A 22,496-nucleotide genomic window follows, 5' to 3' on the forward strand; every position below is an offset into this window, starting at 1 on the left:
GACTAAAAAAAATGAGAAAATCGCTCAAAAAAATTTTCGTCTTATTATTTTCGATTATTTTTCTATTTCTAGGACATCAAATAATCACAAAATTAAACTATAAAAAAGAGGTTCAAAACAATATCAAAGTTATCCCTGAATTTTCTTATCTAAATATAAATGGAAAAGATTTCACCAATGAAGATTTAAAAAAAAGCATTCCTGCACTATTTATTTATTTTAATTCCGAATGCGAGTATTGCAATGAAGAAGCACAAATGGTAAATAATAACATTGGGAAATTCAAAGACATTCAGATCGTTTTTATTTCATCTGAAAATAGCAATCAAATAAAAGAATTTGCACAAAAATTTAAACTCAACCATTATGATAACCTTCATTTTTTGCATGATAGTAAAACTACTTTTGCTTCTACATTTGATGTAAACACCTTGCCTTGCCTTGTACTTTATGATAAAGACAAAAAACTTATCGAAAAAATTAAAGGGCAGACCAAACCTGAAATCTTGATTAAAAAATTAAAGATAGAATAAATGTCTACTGTAGATTTAAAACATATTACAAAAACGCATACCTTACAATTAGATCAATCTGATTGTGGCCCATCTTGTTTATTATCTATAATAAAATTATATAATGGAAATAGTTCTTTAGAAAAAATCAGAGAATTAAGCGGTACAACCAAACAAGGCACTACTATGCTTGGTTTATACCAAGCCGCAAATAAATTAGGCTTTAATGCGGAAGGATGTCAAGCTGATATTAATTCCTTAATTGAACATAATAAACCTGTTATTTTACATCTATTAATCGAAAATCAATTAGAACATTATGTAATTTGCTATAAATACTCTGAAATAGAAGGTTTTTTAGTTGGTGATCCCTCAGTAGGTATTTATAATTTATCGATCGAACAATTAGAGAATTTTTGGAAATCTAGAACTTGCCTTATACTTGAACCTAACGATACTTTTTTAACTCAAAAAAAAGAGAAGGACAACCAAAAAAAATGGTTTCTAAATCTCCTAAAAGAAGATTATAAATTAATTTGGATTTCTGTTTTACTTGGCGTTTTTGTTGCAGGTCTTGGATTAGCAATGGCTTTGTTTTCACAAAAACTTGTAGATGATATTCTTCCATCTAATAATATCAAAAAATTAATTTCTGGCATTATTCTTCTCGCTGTCTTACTATCTGCCAGAGTAGGAATATCTATTGTAAGACAATATTTTCTCCTGAAGCAATCAAAAGATTTTAACAATCGAATAAATAATTCTTTTTTTAAAGAACTATTACAACTTCCTAAATCTTTTTTTGATAACAGAAAAACGGGTGAACTGGTTTCAAGATTAAATGACACACAGCGTATACAAAACGTTATCAAACTTCTAACGAGTTCTTTAATAATAGATATACTTGTATCAATAATTTCATCCGTATTCTTATTCTTTTATTCTTGGGAACTAGGATTAATATGCATTTTAAGCATCCCTGTTTACTTTTTCATAATTTATCGCAACAATAAAAAAATTCTACAGTCTCAAAAAAAAGTGATGCAAAGTTCTGCAGCCAATGAGAGCAATTTTATAAATACGATTCAAGGAATCTCTACTATAAAAACAGATAACAAACAATCTATTTTTAATCAACTCAATAGACAAATTTTTGCTCATTATCAAAACCAAATATTTAACCTCGGAAAAATCAACATTTCCCTTTCTTGGCAATCTGGCTTTGCAAATGTTATGTTCATTATCGGAATTTTAATTTATACCTCTTTGCAGGTTTTTAATAAAGAAATTAAGATTGGAGAACTGATGGCTATTTTAGGTATATCGGGTTCTTTGCTACCGTCAATTGCTAATTTAGCTTTAATATCCATTCCTATAAATGAAGCAAAAATTGCATTTAACAGAATGTACGAATTTGCATCTATTGAAAAAGAAAACGAAGATGGCTTAGAAATTTTTGAAATTGAATCTATTTCAATTCAAAATCTCTCTTTTAGATTTGCAGGGCGAAGTCTTTTATTTCATGATTTACATATAGAAATTGAAAAAGGCAAAATTATTGCAATTGTTGGAGAAAGTGGCAGTGGAAAAAGTACATTAGGTCAAATACTAAAACGCTTTTATCCGTATGAAATCGGAAATATAACAGTTAATAATAAATATAAGCTTTCTGAAATTGGATTAAAAAGTTATAGAGAATTATTAGGTGTAGTCCCACAGGAAATAACAGTTTTCAACGGAAATGTATTAGACAACATTTTGTTGGGAGCTACAGAAACGCTTGAAAACATGATTGATTTTATCCGCAAATATGGTTTTGAATTTTATTTTGACCAATTACCTCAAGGACTTATGACTATTGTTGGAGAAGAAGGTATTAATTTAAGCGGCGGACAAAAACAGATTATTGCTTTGGCAAGAGCTTTATATAAAAAGCCTCATTTTTTAATTCTCGATGAGGCAACATCTGCAATGGACAGAAATACTGAAAATTTTACAATGCAATTACTTCAAAAAACAAAGCCCAATTGTGCAGTATTATTCATTTCTCACCGTCTTAATAAACTTAAAAATATAGCTGATACCATTTATATACTAGAAAATAAAACAATATCAAATTTTGGTAATCATGAAGAATTAATGAAATCCAGTAATTTTTATAGCGAGTATTGGAACGAACAATTAGTATAAATATTTTTTTAATCATGAAATCAAAAAATCATAAGCCATATATTTTTATCTATAATTACATTTATAGTCCCCTAGTTGTGTTAGTAATGTTTTGGATATTCTTCTTTAAAGGAGAAAGATTTTCCATCGAAAAAATAATTAATCAGCGATATGAGCCAAGTCTATATATAGCTATAGGATGTGCAATAGGTTTTTTGCTAATTATGAGGTACAATAAGAAATTTCCTAAAAAATAAATCTATCAATTCTAAACATTGCTAAATCACATTTTATGATTAAGTCTAAACAAAACTATTTGCTATCTATTTATTTTTTTCTGTTATGTTTAACCCTTGTTGCCAACCTTAACAGGATTAACTAGCGCTATTTAAAGAAACAAATTGTATTAAATAAAGAATATGAATAATATTGAACCATCCGAAGAAGAAAAAAACAATTGGAGCCAAGATCCAAACAATTGGATTTGGGGAATTTTCTATTATAACCCACAAGACAAAAGAATGTTCCCGCCAAAGAAAATAAAAGAATTGGGCTGGACTATAAATTTTGCCAACTCAAATTCTGTTTTTCTTTGTGTTGTGCTTATCCTTATTTTAATGATTCTAGGTGAACGTATAAAAAGATAATTTATTGATAAAAAATTACACGATGACTCGCAAAAACTTAATCTTGCTTCTTTTAATTCTAATTATAGTATTTATTGGCTTTAATTTATACTCACTTTTTCAAAGAGAAAATCCAAAAGATATATCATTTTCAGATTTCAGGTCTTCGATTGGTCCTGCCTCAACCTTTATTGCTGTCTTTTTAAGCTATAGAGCAGAAATCAAAAAAGAAAAACATAACAATACATCTATTTAAACAAACATTATGTTATATCGATTATGAAAAATATAACTCTTCAACTATTTATTGTTGCTTTTAATATTATTGCATCGTTACTAATTTTTGGTGATGAAAAATTACTTTTTCACATTGATGATATTTGGATCCATTTTTTGTTTGTGTTACTGATAATATGGAATCTAATATTATTCTATATGCTAGCAAAACCAAATCGCAAGTAATATTTAGTATGAGACTCCGCAGATAAATGTCATCTCGCCCTATTATTTTCTGACTGTTCAACTTCCGACTTTCTATAAGTCGTCTTTTTTGAGTCTCCAAAATTGTAAGTTGCAATTAGTTTAAAATAATCAGTACTATAGGTTCGGTGATAATAAATTTGGGTTCGCCCGACATTATAATCGCCAGAAACCATAAACTTATGAAAGATGTCATTTGCGGTAAAATTGAGTTTTAGTGCATCTTTAAAAAAGTTTCTTTCTATTCCTAAAGTTACAGTCGAACGACCGTTTTCGCTTCCTAATCCATGGCTTCTATCACTTAAATACCAAGCTAAAAACTGCAATTTAAAGAGTTTTGGAATTGTAAATGTATTATTAGTATATAAATAAATCTGAGGTTCTACTGGACTAAAAGCAAATGCATAATAATTGTCTACAGATTTCTGCCAAGTGATACTTGCTGTATTAACAGAATTCCACCATTTGTAATTGAAAGATCTAGAAAGCGAAGCAAAAAACGTATGCCCTTTTTCTAGATTCAGTGCTCTTAAAATATAACTGTTTGGTGTATCTCCGCGTAAAGCGGCTGCAGAAATAGGATCAATTTTATAAGTGTAGCCGACTTTAAAATCGAACTTTTTGTACATCGTGCCTATTTCAAAAGCATGTGTTTTTTCTGGAAGCAGATTTGGATTTCCTTCAATTGTAGTAAAAGGATCCTGATAAATCACATACGGATTTAAAGCCTGATATCTAGGTCTTGTAATTCTAGAAACATACGAAAAATGTCCTTTCCAGTCTTCTGAAAGATTAAAGTTTAAAAGTGCGTTTGGAAAAAAATTACTGTATGATTTCTCATATTTCTGAATTCCGTTGGCATTTGCAAATAAATCATAACTCGTTTTTTCTGCCCGTACGCCAAGAGAAAAATTGACTTTTTCGTTTAATGTTCTAATATAATTTAAGTACGCGGCAGCAATTTTTTCATTGTATTCAAAATCACTCGAAAGCTCATCATCGAGTTCAAAATCTACATTATCATTAGAAATCAAAAAATCCGTTCCAGAGTTTATTGTGGCATGGCTAAACTTCGCTCCTATTTCTAGTTTTGTTTTTTCGTTTATTTTCTGCGAATAATCGGCTTGAACTGCGATTATATTAATTCTGCTGCCCACATTATTCTTCAAAAATCTTTCAGAATTTATCTGTTCAACCAAACTATTTTCTTCTATAAAATCTCCTATGGTCTGATTATAATTTGAAAATTGTGATCCTATAAATAATGTTGAACTTTTAGCAGTTGTCCAATTATAATTCAAATTGATAAACTGATTTAATAAAACATCGTTTCGGTCAACATCTGTGGCGTAAAAACTTTTTCCTGAATTGTTTGTTATGGAATTCCTGCTTTCTGTAATGCCGCCCAAATCGTTCACATTTCCGCTATATGCCAATGAAATATAATTATTTGGAGAAAAACTATATTGAAGTCCAAATCCAAAATTTGAATAATTATTGAATCTTCTTTTCCAATCGGTTGTCAATTCAGATTTCATAAAATCATCAGGATTTGCGCGTGTTCGAGTCGTGTACAACAATTCACGGTTTCTTCCTAACTGTAAACCGTAATTGGTGATAAAAGAGAATTTTCCTTTAGAATAATTAAAATCCAAAAGCGTATTATAAATTGTTCCGCCAAATTTAGAAACGGTTATGTGCTGATTGACAGTCCCCATTGTACCACTTTCAATATTTAGTTTGGTTATAATATTGATTACTGCTTTTCCTTCGCCGTCATATCTCGCAGAAGGATTGGAAATAACTTCGATCTTTTGAATCTGAGAAACGGGAATTGCAGCAAAGCGCTCGTAATTAATCAGAACTCCGTTGAGATAAATAATGGCTTCCCCTTTTCCGACCACGCTGATTTCGCCGTCGGCAACCACAACATTTGGCACTCTTCCGAGCAATTCACTTACCGAACTGCTGGTTGCAAGAACAGTTCCGTTTACATTGACATCAATATTGCCATTGGCTCCGTATTTTAATAATGAAGGTTGGCTTTTTACGACAACTTCTGATAGTTGATTAAGATTTTCTTTTACAATAATAGCACCTAAATCTATATTTTCTGTTCCCGAAAAATTCACATTCAAATAGCGATCTGCAAATTCTGCTGAAGTTAGTTTTACCAACACCTCTTTTTGATTTATATCTGATATTTGAAAAACACCATCTAAAAAATCCTGATGCTTTATTATTGTAGAATCTTTGACTGATACTATAGAAGCTGTTCCCATCATTAATTCGTTATTTGAATTGACGACTCTCCCAGAAATTGTCTGAATTGACTGTGCATTGGATTGCGTTACATTGAAAAGAAAACAATAAATGTAAACGAAAATTAAAATTAAAAACCTCATAAATTTTAGCGATTAAGTTTTGACTTTGATAAAACAAAAGTCAGTTCTTAATCCCTTTATAAGGTAATCGAAAGCGAAATCAGGAGTACGGATTTATAAATTAATACTCTATTTATGCCTGCAAAGCCTGAATTTGATAGTTTAAAGGTGTGGTTCCAGTATGTTTTTTAAAAGCCGCAAAAAAGGTTGATTTGGAATTAAATCCCACATCGTAACCAACAGATTCTAATGTCAGTTTATCATTTGAAGTTATAATTTCGCAAGCATTTTGAATTCTAAATTCATTTACGAAACTGGTAAAATTCTTTCCGAGATTGTTATTTAAAAACTGAGACAACTGATGGCTGGATATATTTACTTCTTTAGATAAATCTTTTAAACTCAAATTCGGATTTTTATATAATGCTTTTTCATTCATGATATTTTCCAATTTTTGGAATAAAATCACGGCTTCCTCATTGTTCAGTTTTTTATCTTTTTGAATATTAAGCAGAAATAAATCATCTGTTTTCTTTCTGTGCAAAAGAACCAAAATGATCAGGTATAAAATAAAGGTGAAAGCAAGCGCTCCCGTAATGCAGGAAACAAACGGAACTCGCGCAAATCCGAGAAAGTAAGCCATAAATATTGAAGCATTTCCCAGAAAAATCATTCCGAACCATCTCTCTGAAGGTGAAGAATCGGTATAATTCTGAGCTACTTTTTGAAGCAATTCTCTGTTTTCAAAACCAGAAATAAAGAAGTATGAAAACCATTGAAGAAAAATAGCTGTTACAAAATAATCATTCCATAAAACTGGATAATTTTGATATGGAAATACAAAACCAATTATTAGAATTACCAAAACCCAAGTGGCTAGATGCCATTTCCATTGTATCAAAATGTTGTTTCGGATTCCTGATTTTAAAACATAATACAAAAGCGGACCAATTAACATACAAGCTGAAAGCCCAATTTGAAGATAGATTTTAGACAGGTCATTATTAAAGTAAACCAAAACTGTAACCACAATTCTGGTACTTAAAATAAACAAAAGCGCACCAAGAAAAAGATTAGAAAGATATTTTTTCTTCGTAAAAAATAAAAAATACAGACTTAGAATAAATCCGTTGAAAGCGCCCAAAGCACCAAAAAAGAATAACATTTCTTTGCCTATACTCATATTTTAAGTTTGTAAAGCTTGAAGCTGATAGTTAAGCGGAGTAGTTCCCGTATGTTTTTTAAAGGCCGCGAAAAAAGTAGATTTAGAATTAAAACCAACATCATAGCCAACGGATTCTAAAGTCAATTTATCTGAAGATGTAATAATTTTACAAGCTTCCCTAATTCTAAATTCGTTTACATAACTCGTAAAATTCTTTCCTAAATTGTTATTCAGAAACTGCGATAATTGATGGCTAGAGATATTAATTTCCTGAGACAAATCTTGAAGGGTCAGATTCGGATTTTTATACAAACTTTTTTCAGACATAACTTTTTCCAGTTTTTCTGACCAGATTAATGCTTCTTCCGAATCTATTTTTTTATTCGAAGTCTTTCCATTCAATAAAAATAAATCGTCGGTTTTTTTTCTGTACAAAAGAATTGAAATTCCTAAATATAAAATGAATGAAAAAACAACTGCGCCACTTATATAAGTTGCTGCAGAAGCTCCCATAATGGCCAAGAAATAAAACAGAAATAAGAGAAAATTACCAAAAAACAACATTCCGAACCACATTTCTGACGGAGTTGTTTTTTCTTTTCTACTCAAGATTTTTCTTAGAACACCACGAAGTTCAAAACCAGCAAAAGCAATATAAACCAACCATTGCAAATAAATGATTCTTATAAAAAAGCCTCCCCAAAATTTCGGATACATTTCATACGGATATAAAATGCCGACAGCTACAATAAAAATTGCCCAAAATGCCAAAATAAATTTCCAGGATTTGGGCATTGTTTGCACTTCATCAATAGCCGATTTAATAAAGTAATACAAAAAAGGTCCGATGAAAAAACAAGCTGTAAGTCCAAATTGCAAGTACATTCTTGGCAATTCGGGATGAAAATAAACAAATACAGATTTCCCAATTCGGATACTTAAGGCAAACAAGAGCGCTCCAAGGAAATAATTGGTTAAGTATTTTTTCTTGGTAAAAAAGAAGAAATAAACCCCGAGAATAATTCCGTTGAAAGCTCCTAAAGCACTAAAAAAGAATAAAAGTTCTTTGCTAGTATCCATAATGTAAGTTAGTTATATCAAAACAAAGCTAAAAAAAAGATTGGCTTACTATGCGATTTTTTCTGCAATTATTTTTTTCTCTGCGATTTTAAAAATCTCAAAATGCTTCATTTTTCAATAAATAAAAGCCTCGTAATTTCTTGATTATAAATACTACTTTTGACTTTTTTAGAGTTAGAGTATTTATGTTGAAAAAATTACTGTTTTTGACGGTTTTCTTCTGGTTTTCTGCGCTTCAAGCTCAGGAAACTGAATCGCTGTACAAAACCAAAAAAGTAGTTGTTTCAAAAGATACCATTCGTCTAGAAAAAGTGGCCATCAACTCTGGATTTTTCCAAATTCTGAATACTAAAAATGAGCCTATCGATTCGACTTCTTATAAAGTCGATTTTCAAAAAGGCTATTTGCTTTTAAATGAAAATTTCCAATCGGTTTCAGATACTTTGATTGTCAATTATCTTAATTATCCTGATTTCTTAACCAAAGAATATAGCCTTTACAATTCGGATCAAATTGTAAGCGGTGATGTTGGAACAGACAAATTATATCGAATAGATAATGGTTCAAATGCTAAAAAAGCAACACCTTTTGATGGTCTGGAAACTTCCGGAAGCATTACTCGAGGCGTTACGGTGGGAAATAATCAAAGCACGGTTTTAAACTCCAATTTAGATTTACAGATTACAGGAAAACTTTCAGACAAAGTGAGTTTAAGAGCTTCGCTGCAAGACAATAATATTCCACTGCAAGATGGCGGTTATTCGCAGAAACTCGATCAGTTTGACAATATATTTATAGAACTTTTTAGTGATGACTGGAACATTCGCGCTGGCGATGTTTTTTTAGAAAATAGAAAAACTCAATTTTTGGGCTTTAATAAAAAAGTTCAAGGACTTTCTGCCAACTTTGATTTTGATACCGAAAAAAGCAAAACCAATGTTTTTGCCTCGGTTGCTTTTGTAAAAGGACAATATGCCAAAAGTACTTTTACGGGTCAAGAAGGAAATCAAGGTCCTTACAAACTAAAAGGCCAGAATGGCGAATTGTATGTTTTGGTGATTTCAGGCTCTGAACGTGTGTATGTAAACGGAGTTTTGCTAAAACGTGGTGAAAACAACGATTATGTGATTGATTATAATGCAGGTGAAATTGTCTTTACATCACTTTTTACGATTACTTCAGAAATGCGTATTAATGTTGAATACCAATATTCAGAGCGAAATTACAATCGTCTCGTAACATACGCAGGCGCTACACACGAAAACAAAAACTGGAGCTTTGGCGGTTATTTGTATTCTGAAAATGACATGAAAAATCAGCCTTTACAGCAAAATCTTTCTCCAGAACAAGTTCAGATTTTGAGTCAGGCGGGCGATGATGTTAATTTGATGAAAGCGCCTTCTGCCTATAAAGACAGTTATGCCGAGAATAAAATTTTGTACAAAAAAATATTGGTCAATTCGGTTGAAGCTTATGAATATTCAAATAATCCTGCAGATGTTTTGTACAATGTACGATTTAGCCAAGTTGGTTCAAATGCGGGAAATTATATCATTCAAAACAATAATTCTGTTGAACGTATTTATCAATATGTAGAACCTGTAAACGGAATTCTGCAAGGAAATTACGAACCCATTGTACAGCTTGTTGCTCCAATGAAACTTCAAGTGGCAACGTTTTTAGGGAAATACAATCCGAATGAAAAAACGCTGGTTGATTTTGAATTGGCCGTTAGCAATAATGATCAGAATTTGTTTTCGGGAATTGATGATGCTAATAATGAAGGAATTGCTTTTAAAACCAATCTTAAAAAACGTCTTTTTTCGAGAAGTTGGAATTTAGATGCTTTTGCAAATTATCAATTTGTGCAGCAGAATTTTAAATCGGTAGAACGTTTGTACAATATTGAATTTAATCGTGATTGGAATTTAGCAGGAACACTTTATGGCAATCAAAGTCTTTTGGTTACAGGTTTAAATTTTGATTTATTTTCGAAAAAAGAAACTTCAAATATTGGTTTGCTGACTTATCAATTTGAAAAATTAGATTTCAGCGAAAGCTATTCTGGAGCAAGGCATACAACAAACGCTTTATTCAAATTGAAAAATTGGACAATCGAAAACAACGGAAGTTTTCTAAATTCTGACGCCACAGCTTCGACTTCAAAATTCATTAGAAATCAAACCAGAACCAAATATCATTTTGGAAAAAATTGGGTTGGAGGAACTATGCAATTGGAAGATAATCAGGAAAAAGATAAAGTTACCAATCAGTTTTCGGCTTTAAGCCAAAGATTTTCAGAATATGGCGTATTTACAGGACGGGGTGACAGCACTAAAGTTTTTGTTGAAGTTGGTTTTCTGCAAAGGCGAAACGATAGTTTGCAAAACGGATTATTACAGCACGTTAATAATTCGCAGACGTATTATTTAAAATCAAAATTGATCCAGAACAAAACAACTGATTTAGCCGTTTATGCAAGTTATCGAAATTTAGATTTTACTGATAAATCTAGACAGAACGAACCTTCATTAAATTCGAGAATTTTATACAATGATCGTTTTTTTAATCAGTTTATGCAGATTGGAACGGCTTACGAAACCAGTTCTGGAACTATTGCACAGCAAGAATTTACATATGCAGAAGTCCCGACAGGACAAGGAGTTTATACTTGGAATGATTATAACGGCAACGGAATTCAGGAATTGGAAGAATTTGAAGTTGCGGTCTACCAAGATCAGGCGCGTTATGTTAGAGTCTTTTTACCGAATCAGATTTACATTAAAACCAACCAAAATAAGTTTTCGCAGTCTTTAACTCTGAATCCGTTGCAATGGCAGAATGAAAAAGGCTTTAAAAAATTGCTGTCCTATTTTTACAACCAGACCTCGTTTATAATGGATCGAAAGATTAAGAGCGATGGAGAAAAATTAGAATTGAATCCGTTTGATTCATCAGAAGACAATATTTTAGGATTGAATTCGAGTTTTAGAAATAGTTTATTTTACAATCGAGGTAAGCAGAAACATTCCGTTACTTATTCTTATTTGATTAATAAAGGCAAAAGTCTGCTTTCTGTAGGTTCGCAGCATGTGCAGAATTATTCGCATCAAATTCAGTACACACATTTATATCAGAAAAGCTGGCTGTTTAATTTCTTTACCAAAACCATAAAAACCGATTTGGTTTCTAAAGATTTTATCGAAAAAAACTATGATATTCAAGGCTGGCAACTGGCACCAAAAGTCAGTTATTTATTCTCAAAAAACACCAAATTGGATTTCTTTTACGAGCTTCAAAACAAAAAAAATCAGATTGGAAATTTCGAAACTTTAGATCAAAATAGAATCGGAACTTCTTTTTCTTATGCAGGCGAAAAGAAAGTGACGGTGAATGGGGAATTCTCTTTTTATGAAAATAAATTTAACGGAAATGAATTTTCATCAGTCGGTTTTCAGATGCTCGAAGGACTTCAAGCGGGATCAAATTTGGTTTGGAAACTGCTTCTGCAAAAGAACATTACGTCATTTTTGGATGTCAATTTAAATTATCAGGGCAGAAAAAGCGAAAAGGGAAATACGATTCATACAGGAAACGTTCAGCTTCGTGCATATTTTTAATGTGTTGCGAAAAAGATGACAATAAATTGTTTAATTTTAATTGAAATTTAAACTTTTAACCTTATGAAAAAATTAGTATTGTTCTGTTTGATGGTTGTTTTCTCTTCTAATTTTTATGCTCAGGAAACAACTGCAAAAACTACGAAAAGTAAAACAGAAGCTTCAGCAAAAAAAGCGAAAGCAAGTGCAGACAAAGCTTCGGCCGACGCAAAAAAGGAAGCAGCAAAATCTACAAAAGCAGCAGATGACGCAAAAGCTGCTTCGACAAAAGCCAAAAAAGAATCTGCTGACGCAGCAAAAAAGACAGCCGACAAAGAAGCTGCAAAAGCTAAAGCTGATGCCAAAAAAGCAACTGTAGAATCTGATAAAGCAAAAAGTACCGCTGACAAAGCAAAAAGCTCTGCTGACAAAACCAAAGCCGATGCCAAGAAAACGACCGCAAAAGCTGACGCTGCTAAAAAAGATGCAACAGCTGCCAAAAAATCGGCCGCAAAAACTTTAAAAGAAACTAACGAAAAAGCTCCTGCTGTCCCAGACAAAGTAACTGGCGAGTACAATGGCAAAAAAGTATATACAGGTCCAAGAGGCGGTAAATACTACATTAACAAAAATGGTAATAAAACGTATATTCAAGATTAAGTTTCTAAGATGCTGAGACTCTAAGTTGCTAAGCTTCTAAGATTAACAAATTAAGCCGAACCTATAGTTCGGCTTTCTTGTTTTCTAAACAGAAAATCTTTGAACTTAGAAGCTTAGCAACTCAGAAACTTAACACCTTAAATTAATAATTTGGTAATACCTCCGAAATAACATAAAAAACATATTTTTCTATCTTCGTTTTTAAAACTGTTAAAAATGAGTATAGATTATTCTGCGAATAAAACTATTTTAGTGGCTCCGCTAAATTGGGGACTTGGACATGCTACCCGATGCATACCTATTATCAAGGCGCTACAAGAGAATAATTATATTCCGATTATTGCTTCTGATGGAGTTGCTCTGGCTTTATTACGAAAAGAATTTCCTTATATACAAACTTTAGAACTGCCTTCTTATCATATTGAATATGCTAAAAATGGCAAAAACTTTAAATGGAAGCTGATTAAAAATCTTCCGAAAATGATTACTGCTATTTTGGATGAGAAAAAAATGGTGAATCATTGGATCAAAAAACATGGCATTGACGGTATTATCTCAGACAACAGATTGGGAGTCATCAGTAAAAAAGTGCCTTCGGTTTTTATTACGCACCAATTAAATGTTATGACAGGAAATACGACTTGGTTTACCAGTAAATGTCATCAGCATTTTATTAAAAAATACAATGAATGCTGGGTTCCTGACACCAACGAAAAAATAAACCTAACGGGAGATTTGGGTCATTTAAAAAATAATGAGCTGAATTTAAAATACATCGGTCCGCTGAGCCGCATGAAAAAAAAGGAAACTCCAAAAATATATGATCTAATGATTATATTGTCTGGCCCAGAACCTCAGCGTACTTTTTTGGATGAAAAACTGCAGAAAGAAGCGGCAAAATATCCTGGAAAAGTGGTTTTTGTACAAGGAAAAGTAGAAAAATCACAGGAAAAGTGGCAAGCTGGAAATGTTACTTATTATAATTTCATGAACTCCAAACAGCTCGAACAGACTTTTAATGAAAGTGAATTTGTATTGTGCCGTTCGGGTTATACAACCGTAATGGATTTGGCAAAGCTGGGCAAAAAAGCCTTCTTTATTCCGACACCCGGACAATATGAGCAGGAATATCTGGCGATAAAACTTCAGGAAGAAAATCTTGTACCATATGCGATGCAAGACGATTTTACCATTGAAGATTTATCAAAAGTAAAATCGTTTAAAGGATTGTCTCAATTTGAAAATAATATTGATTGGGATTCTTTATTTAAAGTTTTTGAAGACAAAATTGCTTGATTGCACGCGGATTAAACGGATTTTACAAATTGCTTTTCACATAAAAAACCTCCAATTAAAATTGGAGGTTTTTCATTTTTATAAAATAAATCAGTTTTTATCAGCGTCTTTGTGATAGCAAATCCGTTTTATCCTCGTACTGATTTTAGAAATTAAACTGCACTTGCAATCTTAGAACGTTTCCTTGCTGTCTGTTTACAGGCAAGACACTATCTTCAAAAGTTCTGTCGGCTACTACGTATTCTGCTGTAAGTTCAAATGCTTTAATCGGCTGCCATTCTACACCAAATTCGTAATCTCTAACCACATAACTTCTAGCATCTTTTTCGTATTTTTTTCCTCCGTCATAATATTGGAATTTGGCAAAAGGATAAATACGCTGTTTTTTAAGATCCCATTTGTAGTTTAATAAAACGTAACCTCCGTTCAAATCGGTTTGGTCAATTCTATTGGTTGCAGGATTGTATCGAGGTCCTGTTCCGATGTTGTATTCCGTCTGGATTCCGAATGGTCGTGGATATAAAACGAAAGTCGCTCCAACTCGCTGGTCTTTTACGTATTGCGGATCATTGACAACCACTCCTGGCGAAACTTCCCCCGTGAATGCCCATTTACCAGTATAACCTTGAATTCCAGGTTCTATAATCTGGCTTCCGATAACAAAGGGATATGTTATTCTAGACACAACATTTAAGTCTCTGTTTCCGTCTAACTTATTTGCAATCTGACCATTGTAAACTCCTAAAGCAAAAACCCCGAAGTCTCCAGAACCTTTGTAGCCATCTTTAACCAACATTTCAAAACGTTTTCTGATTTCGGCCGGCGCCCAATAAAAGAATATTCCTAAATCACGCTCATTTAAAATTGAAGAGTTGATGGCATCAGCACGGTCTAAAGTTAAACGCTGTGAACTTGACTGCATGTTTTCAAATCCGTATGGAATTTTACTCTGCCCGACACGTACCCGATATTCTTTTTTCTTATCAAAAGAAAGATCAAAATACAGGTCACGAATTTGAACAAAGTTCTGAATTCCTGTACTCGGCGAACTCGCAAAATCGGGTTGAAAATAGAAAAATACATTTGGATGCACTTGTCCAGAAAACACTAAACGGGCACGGCGAATAAAAAGCCCGTTGTTTGCTTTTGCATCTGGAGCCGTCGATGTTGTTCCCCAAGATCTATCGCATTGCTCACAGGAAACTTTATCATTTGTAGAAAACAAACCGTTATATCTGATTTGCGCGTAACCTCTTAAAGAGATTCTATCATACCAATGTTCCTCAACTCCACCTCCAGATTTTGTTTCCGGAAGTTTTGCTTTGTTTATAGAATCTAAAATACGAATTACTTCGTTTTTTACATCCTGTTTATTCAATTCTTGTTTGTTTGTTTCTTGCGCATTGGCTGCACAAGTTAGCAGCAATAAAACTGCCAATAGTTTTCTTTTTATCATTAGTTCTGTAATTCCCTTAATTTCAGGATGCAAAGATGGAGCACCTATGTTAAGAAATCATTAACCAGATGTTACTATAATAAAAATTTAATGTTATGGCCTAAATCGGAATGTTTATTTAGTGTTAAACACCTTTGTTTTAGGGCTTTTAGCAAAACTGACGTTACGATTTTTTAACGTCAGTTTTTGATGTTTTATTTGCTTTTTCGAGCGTAAAAGAGAATTCAGAGCCAATTCCGAACTCACTTTCTACATAAACTTTCTCTTTATGTGCTTCAATAATATGCTTTACAATCGCTAATCCTAAACCAGAACCGCCTTCAGATCTAGTTCCGCTTTTATCCACTCGGTAAAAACGTTCAAAAAGTCTGGGAATGTTTTGTTTTTCAACACCTTCGCCGTTATCGCTAATGCGGATTAAAACTTTTTTCTTAGTTAAGTTTACGACGCCAACTTCAGTCAAGCCGCCTTCCTTTCCGTATTTAATTGAATTGACAATCAGATTTTCCAGCACCTGCTGAATTCTATCCTTATCTCCTCTAATCATGACTGACTGTACATTTTTACTTTCAAAAGCCAGTTTTATTTTCTTTTTGTCTGCTTTCATTTCGAGCAACTCGAAAACATTTTGAATTAATTCGACAATATCAAAATCAGTCATATTCAAATCCAAATCGCCTGATTCTAATTTAGTAATCATATCCAAATCTTCTACGATATAGATAAGACGCTCTACTCCTTTTTCGGCGCGTTTTAAATATTTTTTTCTAATATTTTTATCGTCCATTGCGCCATCAAGCAAAGTAGAAACGTAACCTTGAACAGTAAATAAAGGTGTTTTCAATTCGTGTGAAACGTTTCCTAAGAACTCCCTTCTATATTGCTCACGAATTTCAAGCATTTCGATTTCGAGTTTTTTATCGGTTGCAAACTTTTTCACTTCACGAGAAAGCGTTTCCATATCGGTATTAATCGGCTGATTGATTAATGTTGTTGATTCTAATAAAGAAACCTCATCATAGATTTTCTTTACTCTTCTGTAAATAAAACGTTCTACGCGATATTGCAAAACCAGAAATGAGAAAATATAAATTACGATAATGAAGATTATTCCAAACGCAACTTGATGTTTTAATTGATTTTTATAAAATAATGACATTAGCATCAGTACAAATCCTGTTGTAAAGAGACTGATATATAATGCCGATTTTATGGCAAACTTGTATGTTTTTTTAAAATTAATTTTCATTGAAATAATTAACCATTAAGAGATTATTTTTCACCATATAAGTGATATAAGTTCATTTAAAAATAACTTTTTTTGGGAATAAATAATAATTTTGAAAAGCCCATCTTTATCAAAGTCAGGCTTTGACAAAAATGAGCTTTTTTATTTTAAAGTAAACTATAATTTTAAATGAACTTCTATCACTTATATAGTTCATTTTCTATAGAGAAATTAAACTTCAAATTTATAGCCTACACCTTTTATAGTTTTAAAAAGATCTTCGCCTATTTTTTCACGCAGTTTTCTGATGTGAACATCAATTGTTCTTCCTCCAACTACAACTTCGTTACCCCAAACTTTATCCAAGATTTCGTCTCTTTTAAAAACTTTCCCTGGTTTTGAAGCTAATAGATAGAACAATTCGAATTCTTTTCTTGGCAAAGCAATTTCTACATTGCCTTTTATGATTTTGTATTCCTCACGATTAATTTCGATTCCGCCTACATTTAAAGTATCCGTAACAACTTCCTGTTCTTTTAACCTTCTTAACAGCGCCTTTACTTTAGAGACCAATAATTTTGGTTTTATTGGTTTAGTAATATAGTCATCAGCACCGGCATCAAAACCAGCTACTTGAGAATAATCTTCGCTTCTTGCTGTAAGGAATGTTATGATAACATTATTTAACTCTGGAATTTTTCTAATATGCTCGCAAGCCTCCATTCCGTCCATTTCTGCCATCATCACGTCCATAATGATTAGTTCTGGCAGCTCTTTCTGCGCTTTTGCTATAGCATCTTTTCCATTAGAAGCTGTAACAATCTGATAGCCTTCCTGAGCAAGGTTATAGCCAACGATTTCTAAGATATCTGGTTCATCGTCAACTAATAAAATCTTAGTTTGTGTTTTTTTCATAAATAGCAAAAATTGAGATTTTTATATCGAAACTTCTTCACTAAACATTCGATATTTCTTATTTCACAGGGTAAATATACTAACAAAAGAACCTTTAAAAAATGGTGTTAACCGTAATTTAATCTCGTAACAATTTGATAATCTTAACAACACAAAAACATAACAAGTCGGTAACATGGACTTCACAGAGCGGTTCTTTCTTTGCACAAAAATAATAAGACACAAACACAACACTGAAAAAAATGAAATTCAATTTAAGATTTCTCTTTATTGCATTATTTATCTGTACGATTTCGATCGCGCAAAACAAAGGTACGATTTCTGGAGTTCTGACTGACAAAGATATGAACAACGCAGCTCTGCCATTTGCTAATGTTTTAGTTAAAGGTACAAATATTAGCGTAAATACCGACGTAGACGGAAAATATTCGTTAAGCGTAAATCCTGGAAATTATACTTTAATTTTTAGTTTTTTAGGATATGAATCTGTTGAAGCTCCAGTTGCTGTAAAAGCAAATGAAACTGTAACAGTTAATCAAGGCCTTTCGTCTGGAAGTTATACTCTTAAAGATGTAGTTGTAAAATCTTCTGCAGGAAACAAACAAAAAGAATCGGCATTATTATTAGATCAAAAAAATGCAGTTCAATTTAAAGCTGCTATTGGTGCTGAAGAAATTGCAAGAAAAGGAGTTAATGACGTTGCTAACGCTGTTGCAAAAGTAAGCGGTGTTTCTAAACAAGATGATTCTGGAAACGTATTCGTTAGAGGATTAGGTGACCGTTATAATGTAACTACTTTAAATGGTCTTCCGTTACCATCAAATAACCCAGCAAACAAAAACATTCTTTTAGAAATTTTCTCTACAAACATTGTAGATAATATCGGAATTAGTAAAACTTTTGAATCTCAAAACTATGCTGACTTTGGAGGAGCTAATATTGACATTAGTGCAAAGAAATTCAGCGGAAAACCATTCATTAACGTTTCAATTGGTACTGGTGCAAATACAAATGTTTTAGGACAAGATCATTTTTACCTTCAAGACGGACCTACTTATGCAGGATTTAAGAAAGTAGGAGTTCCGGATTCTCCACTATTGCCATACAGCTATTCAACAAGCTGGGACAGACAAGAAAGTAAAAATGTATTAAATGCTTTTTACACTTTATCTGGAGGAAAAAGATTTCAAATAAACGACGAAAGTTCAATTGGTGCTTTTGTTACTGGATCTTTCAGTGCAAAAAACAAATTTACTCAAGGTTACAGTCGAGGAGGTATTACTTCTGACGGAGATATTTATTCTGATTTTATCAGAACAGCTTACAAACATAATACTACAACAACAGTTATGGGTACTGCTGATTATAAAATCAATAACAAACATTCTATCTTCTTTACTTCTTTATTCTTAAACTCTAGTGAGCAAGACTATAGCGAGTATGAAGGAACTAATATTAACTTTGACGGTGGTGGAGATGCTCAACAGCAAATTAGCGGTTTTATCAAACGTGGAACTTTTGAAAGAACTCAATTGGTGGTAAACCAATTAACAGGCAAAAGCAAATTTAACGATCAGTGGAATTTAAACTGGGGAGTTGGATATAGTATTTCTGATAGCGCAATTCCAGATCGTATGCAGAACTCTTTCGTGTACGCGCCTAATGCTATTGATTACACGTTTTTTACGAATTCAAACATTAATAACCATAGATTTTTTCACGACTTGAAAGAAAATGAAATCGCTGCAAATATTGCTCTTTCTTATAACTTCAAAAAAGGAAGTGATGATACTTATAAAGGAAAAGTAACAGTTGGTTACTCAGGAAAATTCAAAGATGTAGATTATGATATGCAGCAATTTTCATTTTTCCCAAACAGAACTTCGATCTCTTTCCCTAAAGAAGACATTCACCATGTAGATAATTATTTAGATCCTGCACATTGGGGGTCTTCTTACTCAAACAGAATTCACCAAACATATAATGGAAATTTAGATATTAATGCTGCATTTGCTAATGTTCAATATTCTTTAACTGAAAGATTGAGCGTAATACTAGGAGCAAGATTAGAGCAATTAAATCAAAATGTTTTCTATATCACAACAACAGTTCCATCTGGAGGAAACTCTGACGATTCTAAATTCAATATTTTACCTAGCTTAATTTCAAAATATACTTTGAATGAAAGACAGAATTTAAAATTCTCTGCAAGTAAGACTTATACTCTTCCTCAATTTAAAGAAAAAGTGCCAATTATTTACGAAGATGTTGCACAAGCATACGAAGGAAATCCAAGATTATATGCTTCAACAAATTACAACTTCGATTTAGGATGGGAATTTTTCCCTAAAGCAAGTGAGTTAATTTCGGTAACTGCTTTTGGTAAAATCATTCAAAACCCAATCAACGAAATGTTCTTGAACTCTTCTTCAAATGATATTTCTTATGCAAATACAGGAGACAAAGGAACTGTAGCTGGGGTTGAAGTTGAATATAGAAAAGATCTTTTTGAAATTGAAAAAAGAGACAACTTAAAAACAAAACTTTCTTTTGACGCAAACGGATCATATTTATACACTAAACAAGATCTGAGCAATGACAAAGTAAACAATGAAAATGATTTTGGAGCTAACTTTACTTTTACGTCAAGTAAATTAACAGGAGCTTCTAATTTCCTTGCCAATGCGAACTTATCATTCTTAAATGAGTTTTCAGAAAACACAGATCTTTCAGCAACAGTATCTTACTCTTATTTCTCAGATAAGTTAGCTGTAATTGGAACTTCAAGAGTTGGAAACATGGTTGATAAAGCCGTAAACAAACTCGACTTTATTGTAAACTCTAGCTTAACTAAAAACTTAAAAATTGGTCTTATTTACAATAACATCTTAAACCCAACTTTTAAGCGTGTACAAGAGCAGGGAGAAGTACCTGGAAAAGAGTCTGTAGGAGACATCACCGTAACTTCTTACAAAGCAGGTTCAGATCTTAGACTTACTTTAAACTATACTTTCTAAAAAAAAGATATTCAATAAATTACAAGAAGCGATTGGATAACCAATCGCTTTTTTTTTATCCAAAATTGAAATGTAAATTTTATATTAAGACAATGCATTTTTACCCCAGTATACTTAATGGATTGTTAATATCATCTTAACTCAGCAAAAACATATGTTCGTTTACTTTGCCTTGAATAAATAAAACAATAAAACACAACAAAATGAAAAAAAGTTTATTTGCAATGGCTGCAATATTAGGACTTACTTTGACAAGCTGTAGTTCTGATGATAATAACAAAAACACTAACAATAGTTCTTTTGTTTTAAAAGTTGACGATTTAAAAGGAGAAATTAAAGACGGTACAGTAACTTTAGATCCTACTCAAACTTATACTTTAACTGGAGGCTTAGTGGTTAAAGGTGGAGCTACTTTAGTAATTCCTGCTGGAACAGTAATCAAAAGTTCTCCTACTGCTGAAGCAACTTCTTTATATATCGCTGTAGAAAGAAACGCTAAAATTAACATCAATGGGACCGCTGCTAAACCAGTTGTTATGACTTCTGGAAAAGCATCTCCTGCTCAAAGTGACTGGGGTGGATTGATCATTGCTGGTAATGGTAAAGTAAATACTGGAGATAATGGTACTTCTGAAGTAGGTGGTTTAAGCTACGGAGGAAATGACAATGCAGATTCTTCTGGAAACATTAACTTCTTAAAAATTTCTTACACAGGTTCTAAATATACTGCTGAAAAAGAATACAATGGAATTTCTTTCTTCGGAGTAGGTTCTGGAACTATAGTATCTGATATTTACGCTTTCGAAAGTGGTGATGACGGAATTGAGTTCTTTGGAGGAGCTGTAAATGCTTCTAACTTAACAATCATTAACTCTTATGATGATTCATTAGATTTTGCTGACGGGTGGCAAGGTACTGCTACAAACGTATACATTAAAGGTGTTTCTAAAGCTGGTGTTGAAGGGTCTACTAACGCTAAAGATCCAAGTGGAGCTACTCCAATGACAAACGCTAAAATCAACAACATCTCTATCGTTAAAGGTGGGGCTACTTTCTTAGCTGACGAAAAAGCAATCAATTACAAAGAAGGTGGTGGAAAACAAACTTACACTAACGTATATGTTGCTGACGGAATGCCTGCTGCTCTTGCTAAATTATCTGCAGACGCAGGTGTAACTGCAAATCTTGCTGCTGGTAACTTTACTATCACAAACTATACTTTTGGAGCTTCTGTAACTGATTTTACAGGTCCTAAATTAGCTGGAACAACTACAGGAAACCTTGGAGCTGGTAACGGAGCTGAGTTACCAACTTGGGCTAACTGGACTAAATAATTAAAGTTAGATTCTAAAAATAGAAAAGCGGTCTGAAATATTTCAGACCGCTTTTTTTATTTTAGGATTCTTAGAGAGCGTAAAATCACACTTTTTCCTAATCACTTCGAACACATAATGTTAAAAACATCCTAAATATTTAGGATGTTTTTTTTTGGCGTCATTTTTGTAATTTTTTTTGTATATTTACGGTAATCAAATACATGCGATGGCAAAAAACTACTTTTATATTACTTTCTTATTGGCATTTTTCTTTACTCTTAGCGTCGCGGCGCAAGATAGTAAGCAATTACCAAAACCTCAAGAATCTACTTCTATTGAGGGTCTCAGCTTGTATCCTAACCCAGTGACAAACGGAAAAGTGTACATATCATCTAAAAACGATTTAGAGAAAGAAATTATTGTGTTCGATCTTTTGGGCAAAAAAGTATTGCAAGCACATTTAGTATCAAAAGAATTAAGTGTTTCAGAACTACCTCCTGGTGTTTACATCATCAAAATAAGCGAACAGAACGCTTCGGCAACACGAAAACTCATTATAAGATAAAAAAAGCTCCTTTGGAGCTTTTTTAGTT

At 32.5% G+C, this 22,496-nt stretch carries 15 protein-coding genes; 9 read left to right on the forward strand and 6 right to left on the reverse strand.

All coding sequences use genetic code 11. The features are described from left to right. The first annotated feature begins 11 nt into the window (after positions 1–11). The 3 genes from FF52_RS09850 (at position 12) to FF52_RS09865 (ending at position 3,328) form a co-directional block, all read left to right on the forward strand. Entirely contained in the window at positions 12–533 is a 522-nt protein-coding gene (locus FF52_RS09850) for a peroxiredoxin family protein (protein ID WP_008465073.1), read from the forward strand. Continuing rightward, a complete protein-coding gene (locus tag FF52_RS09855) occupies positions 534–2,702 on the forward strand; it encodes a peptidase domain-containing ABC transporter (RefSeq protein ID WP_008465075.1) in 2,169 nt (722 codons plus the stop codon). 398 nt (positions 2,703–3,100) lie between these two features. Next, the gene (locus FF52_RS09865) at positions 3,101–3,328 is read left to right on the forward strand and encodes a DUF5808 domain-containing protein (RefSeq protein ID WP_008465078.1); all 228 of its coding nucleotides are present in this window, start codon (positions 3,101–3,103) and stop codon (positions 3,326–3,328) included. Between the two features lie 470 nt (positions 3,329–3,798). Here the strand turns inward: FF52_RS09865 and FF52_RS09880 are convergent, their stop codons facing one another. The 3 genes from FF52_RS09880 to FF52_RS09890 all read right to left on the reverse strand — a co-directional run bounded on the left by FF52_RS09880 (position 3,799) and on the right by FF52_RS09890 (position 8,416). After that, a complete protein-coding gene (locus FF52_RS09880; RefSeq protein ID WP_008465082.1) occupies positions 3,799–6,192 on the reverse strand; it encodes a TonB-dependent receptor domain-containing protein in 2,394 nt (797 codons plus the stop codon). A 112-nt stretch (positions 6,193–6,304) separates the two neighbouring features. Continuing rightward, positions 6,305–7,354 (reverse strand): helix-turn-helix domain-containing protein, encoded by a 1,050-nt coding sequence (locus FF52_RS09885; protein ID WP_008465085.1) that lies wholly within the window; start codon positions 7,352–7,354, stop codon positions 6,305–6,307. Positions 7,355–7,357: 3 nt separating this feature from the next. Beyond that, positions 7,358–8,416 carry a helix-turn-helix domain-containing protein gene (locus FF52_RS09890; protein ID WP_008465087.1) on the reverse strand — a complete coding sequence of 353 codons (1,059 nt, stop codon included), beginning with the start codon at positions 8,414–8,416 and terminating at the stop codon, positions 7,358–7,360. 185 nt (positions 8,417–8,601) lie between these two features. Here FF52_RS09890 and FF52_RS09895 point away from each other — a divergent pair, with 185 nt between their 5' ends. The 3 genes from FF52_RS09895 to FF52_RS09905 all read left to right on the forward strand — a co-directional run bounded on the left by FF52_RS09895 (position 8,602) and on the right by FF52_RS09905 (position 13,971). After that, on the forward strand, positions 8,602–12,036 hold the full coding sequence (locus FF52_RS09895; protein ID WP_035691320.1) for a hypothetical protein: 3,435 nt from the start codon (positions 8,602–8,604) through the stop codon (positions 12,034–12,036). Between the two features lie 63 nt (positions 12,037–12,099). Beyond that, positions 12,100–12,675 (forward strand): hypothetical protein, encoded by a 576-nt coding sequence (locus tag FF52_RS09900; protein ID WP_035691322.1) that lies wholly within the window; start codon positions 12,100–12,102, stop codon positions 12,673–12,675. Between the two features lie 216 nt (positions 12,676–12,891). Further along, positions 12,892–13,971, forward strand: a complete 1,080-nt coding sequence (locus FF52_RS09905; RefSeq protein ID WP_008465092.1) for a glycosyltransferase — start codon at positions 12,892–12,894, stop codon at positions 13,969–13,971. A 145-nt stretch (positions 13,972–14,116) separates the two neighbouring features. Here the strand turns inward: FF52_RS09905 and FF52_RS09910 are convergent, their stop codons facing one another. The 3 genes from FF52_RS09910 to FF52_RS09920 all read right to left on the reverse strand — a co-directional run bounded on the left by FF52_RS09910 (position 14,117) and on the right by FF52_RS09920 (position 17,570). Then, positions 14,117–15,427 (reverse strand): porin, encoded by a 1,311-nt coding sequence (locus tag FF52_RS09910; protein ID WP_008465094.1) that lies wholly within the window; start codon positions 15,425–15,427, stop codon positions 14,117–14,119. A 163-nt stretch (positions 15,428–15,590) separates the two neighbouring features. Beyond that, positions 15,591–16,676 (reverse strand): sensor histidine kinase, encoded by a 1,086-nt coding sequence (locus FF52_RS09915; RefSeq protein WP_035691324.1) that lies wholly within the window; start codon positions 16,674–16,676, stop codon positions 15,591–15,593. A gap of 210 nt (positions 16,677–16,886) precedes the next feature. Then, the gene (locus FF52_RS09920; RefSeq protein ID WP_008465097.1) at positions 16,887–17,570 is read right to left on the reverse strand and encodes a response regulator transcription factor; all 684 of its coding nucleotides are present in this window, start codon (positions 17,568–17,570) and stop codon (positions 16,887–16,889) included. A 242-nt stretch (positions 17,571–17,812) separates the two neighbouring features. Here FF52_RS09920 and FF52_RS09925 point away from each other — a divergent pair, with 242 nt between their 5' ends. The 3 genes from FF52_RS09925 to FF52_RS09935 all read left to right on the forward strand — a co-directional run bounded on the left by FF52_RS09925 (position 17,813) and on the right by FF52_RS09935 (position 22,468). After that, complete coding sequence (locus FF52_RS09925; protein ID WP_008465099.1) at positions 17,813–20,587, forward strand: TonB-dependent receptor; 2,775 nt, start codon at positions 17,813–17,815, stop codon at positions 20,585–20,587. A gap of 203 nt (positions 20,588–20,790) precedes the next feature. After that, the gene (locus FF52_RS09930) at positions 20,791–21,921 is read left to right on the forward strand and encodes a hypothetical protein (protein WP_008465101.1); all 1,131 of its coding nucleotides are present in this window, start codon (positions 20,791–20,793) and stop codon (positions 21,919–21,921) included. Between the two features lie 208 nt (positions 21,922–22,129). Next, positions 22,130–22,468: a T9SS type A sorting domain-containing protein gene (locus tag FF52_RS09935; protein ID WP_008465102.1), complete on the forward strand. Its 339-nt coding sequence runs from the start codon at positions 22,130–22,132 to the stop codon at positions 22,466–22,468. Positions 22,469–22,496 lie beyond the last annotated feature (28 nt).

This window comes from Flavobacterium sp. F52 (assembly GCF_000278705.1).
In the GTDB taxonomy this organism is placed as follows: domain Bacteria; phylum Bacteroidota; class Bacteroidia; order Flavobacteriales; family Flavobacteriaceae; genus Flavobacterium; species Flavobacterium anhuiense.

Excerpts from the sequence above, each read along its gene's own strand:
- FF52_RS09850 (WP_008465073.1), top strand. The coding sequence starts at position 12 with ATGAGAAAATCGCTCAAAAAAATTTTCGTCTTATTATTTTCGATTATT.
- FF52_RS09855 (WP_008465075.1), top strand. The coding sequence starts at position 534 with ATGTCTACTGTAGATTTAAAACATATTACAAAAACGCATACCTTACAA.
- FF52_RS09865 (WP_008465078.1), top strand. The coding sequence starts at position 3,101 with ATGAATAATATTGAACCATCCGAAGAAGAAAAAAACAATTGGAGCCAA.
- FF52_RS09880 (WP_008465082.1), bottom strand. The coding sequence starts at position 6,192 with ATGAGGTTTTTAATTTTAATTTTCGTTTACATTTATTGTTTTCTTTTC.
- FF52_RS09885 (WP_008465085.1), bottom strand. The coding sequence starts at position 7,354 with ATGAGTATAGGCAAAGAAATGTTATTCTTTTTTGGTGCTTTGGGCGCT.
- FF52_RS09890 (WP_008465087.1), bottom strand. The coding sequence starts at position 8,416 with ATGGATACTAGCAAAGAACTTTTATTCTTTTTTAGTGCTTTAGGAGCT.
- FF52_RS09895 (WP_035691320.1), top strand. The coding sequence starts at position 8,602 with ATGTTGAAAAAATTACTGTTTTTGACGGTTTTCTTCTGGTTTTCTGCG.
- FF52_RS09900 (WP_035691322.1), top strand. The coding sequence starts at position 12,100 with ATGAAAAAATTAGTATTGTTCTGTTTGATGGTTGTTTTCTCTTCTAAT.
- FF52_RS09905 (WP_008465092.1), top strand. The coding sequence starts at position 12,892 with ATGAGTATAGATTATTCTGCGAATAAAACTATTTTAGTGGCTCCGCTA.
- FF52_RS09910 (WP_008465094.1), bottom strand. The coding sequence starts at position 15,427 with ATGATAAAAAGAAAACTATTGGCAGTTTTATTGCTGCTAACTTGTGCA.
- FF52_RS09915 (WP_035691324.1), bottom strand. The coding sequence starts at position 16,676 with ATGAAAATTAATTTTAAAAAAACATACAAGTTTGCCATAAAATCGGCA.
- FF52_RS09920 (WP_008465097.1), bottom strand. The coding sequence starts at position 17,570 with ATGAAAAAAACACAAACTAAGATTTTATTAGTTGACGATGAACCAGAT.
- FF52_RS09925 (WP_008465099.1), top strand. The coding sequence starts at position 17,813 with ATGAAATTCAATTTAAGATTTCTCTTTATTGCATTATTTATCTGTACG.
- FF52_RS09930 (WP_008465101.1), top strand. The coding sequence starts at position 20,791 with ATGAAAAAAAGTTTATTTGCAATGGCTGCAATATTAGGACTTACTTTG.
- FF52_RS09935 (WP_008465102.1), top strand. The coding sequence starts at position 22,130 with ATGGCAAAAAACTACTTTTATATTACTTTCTTATTGGCATTTTTCTTT.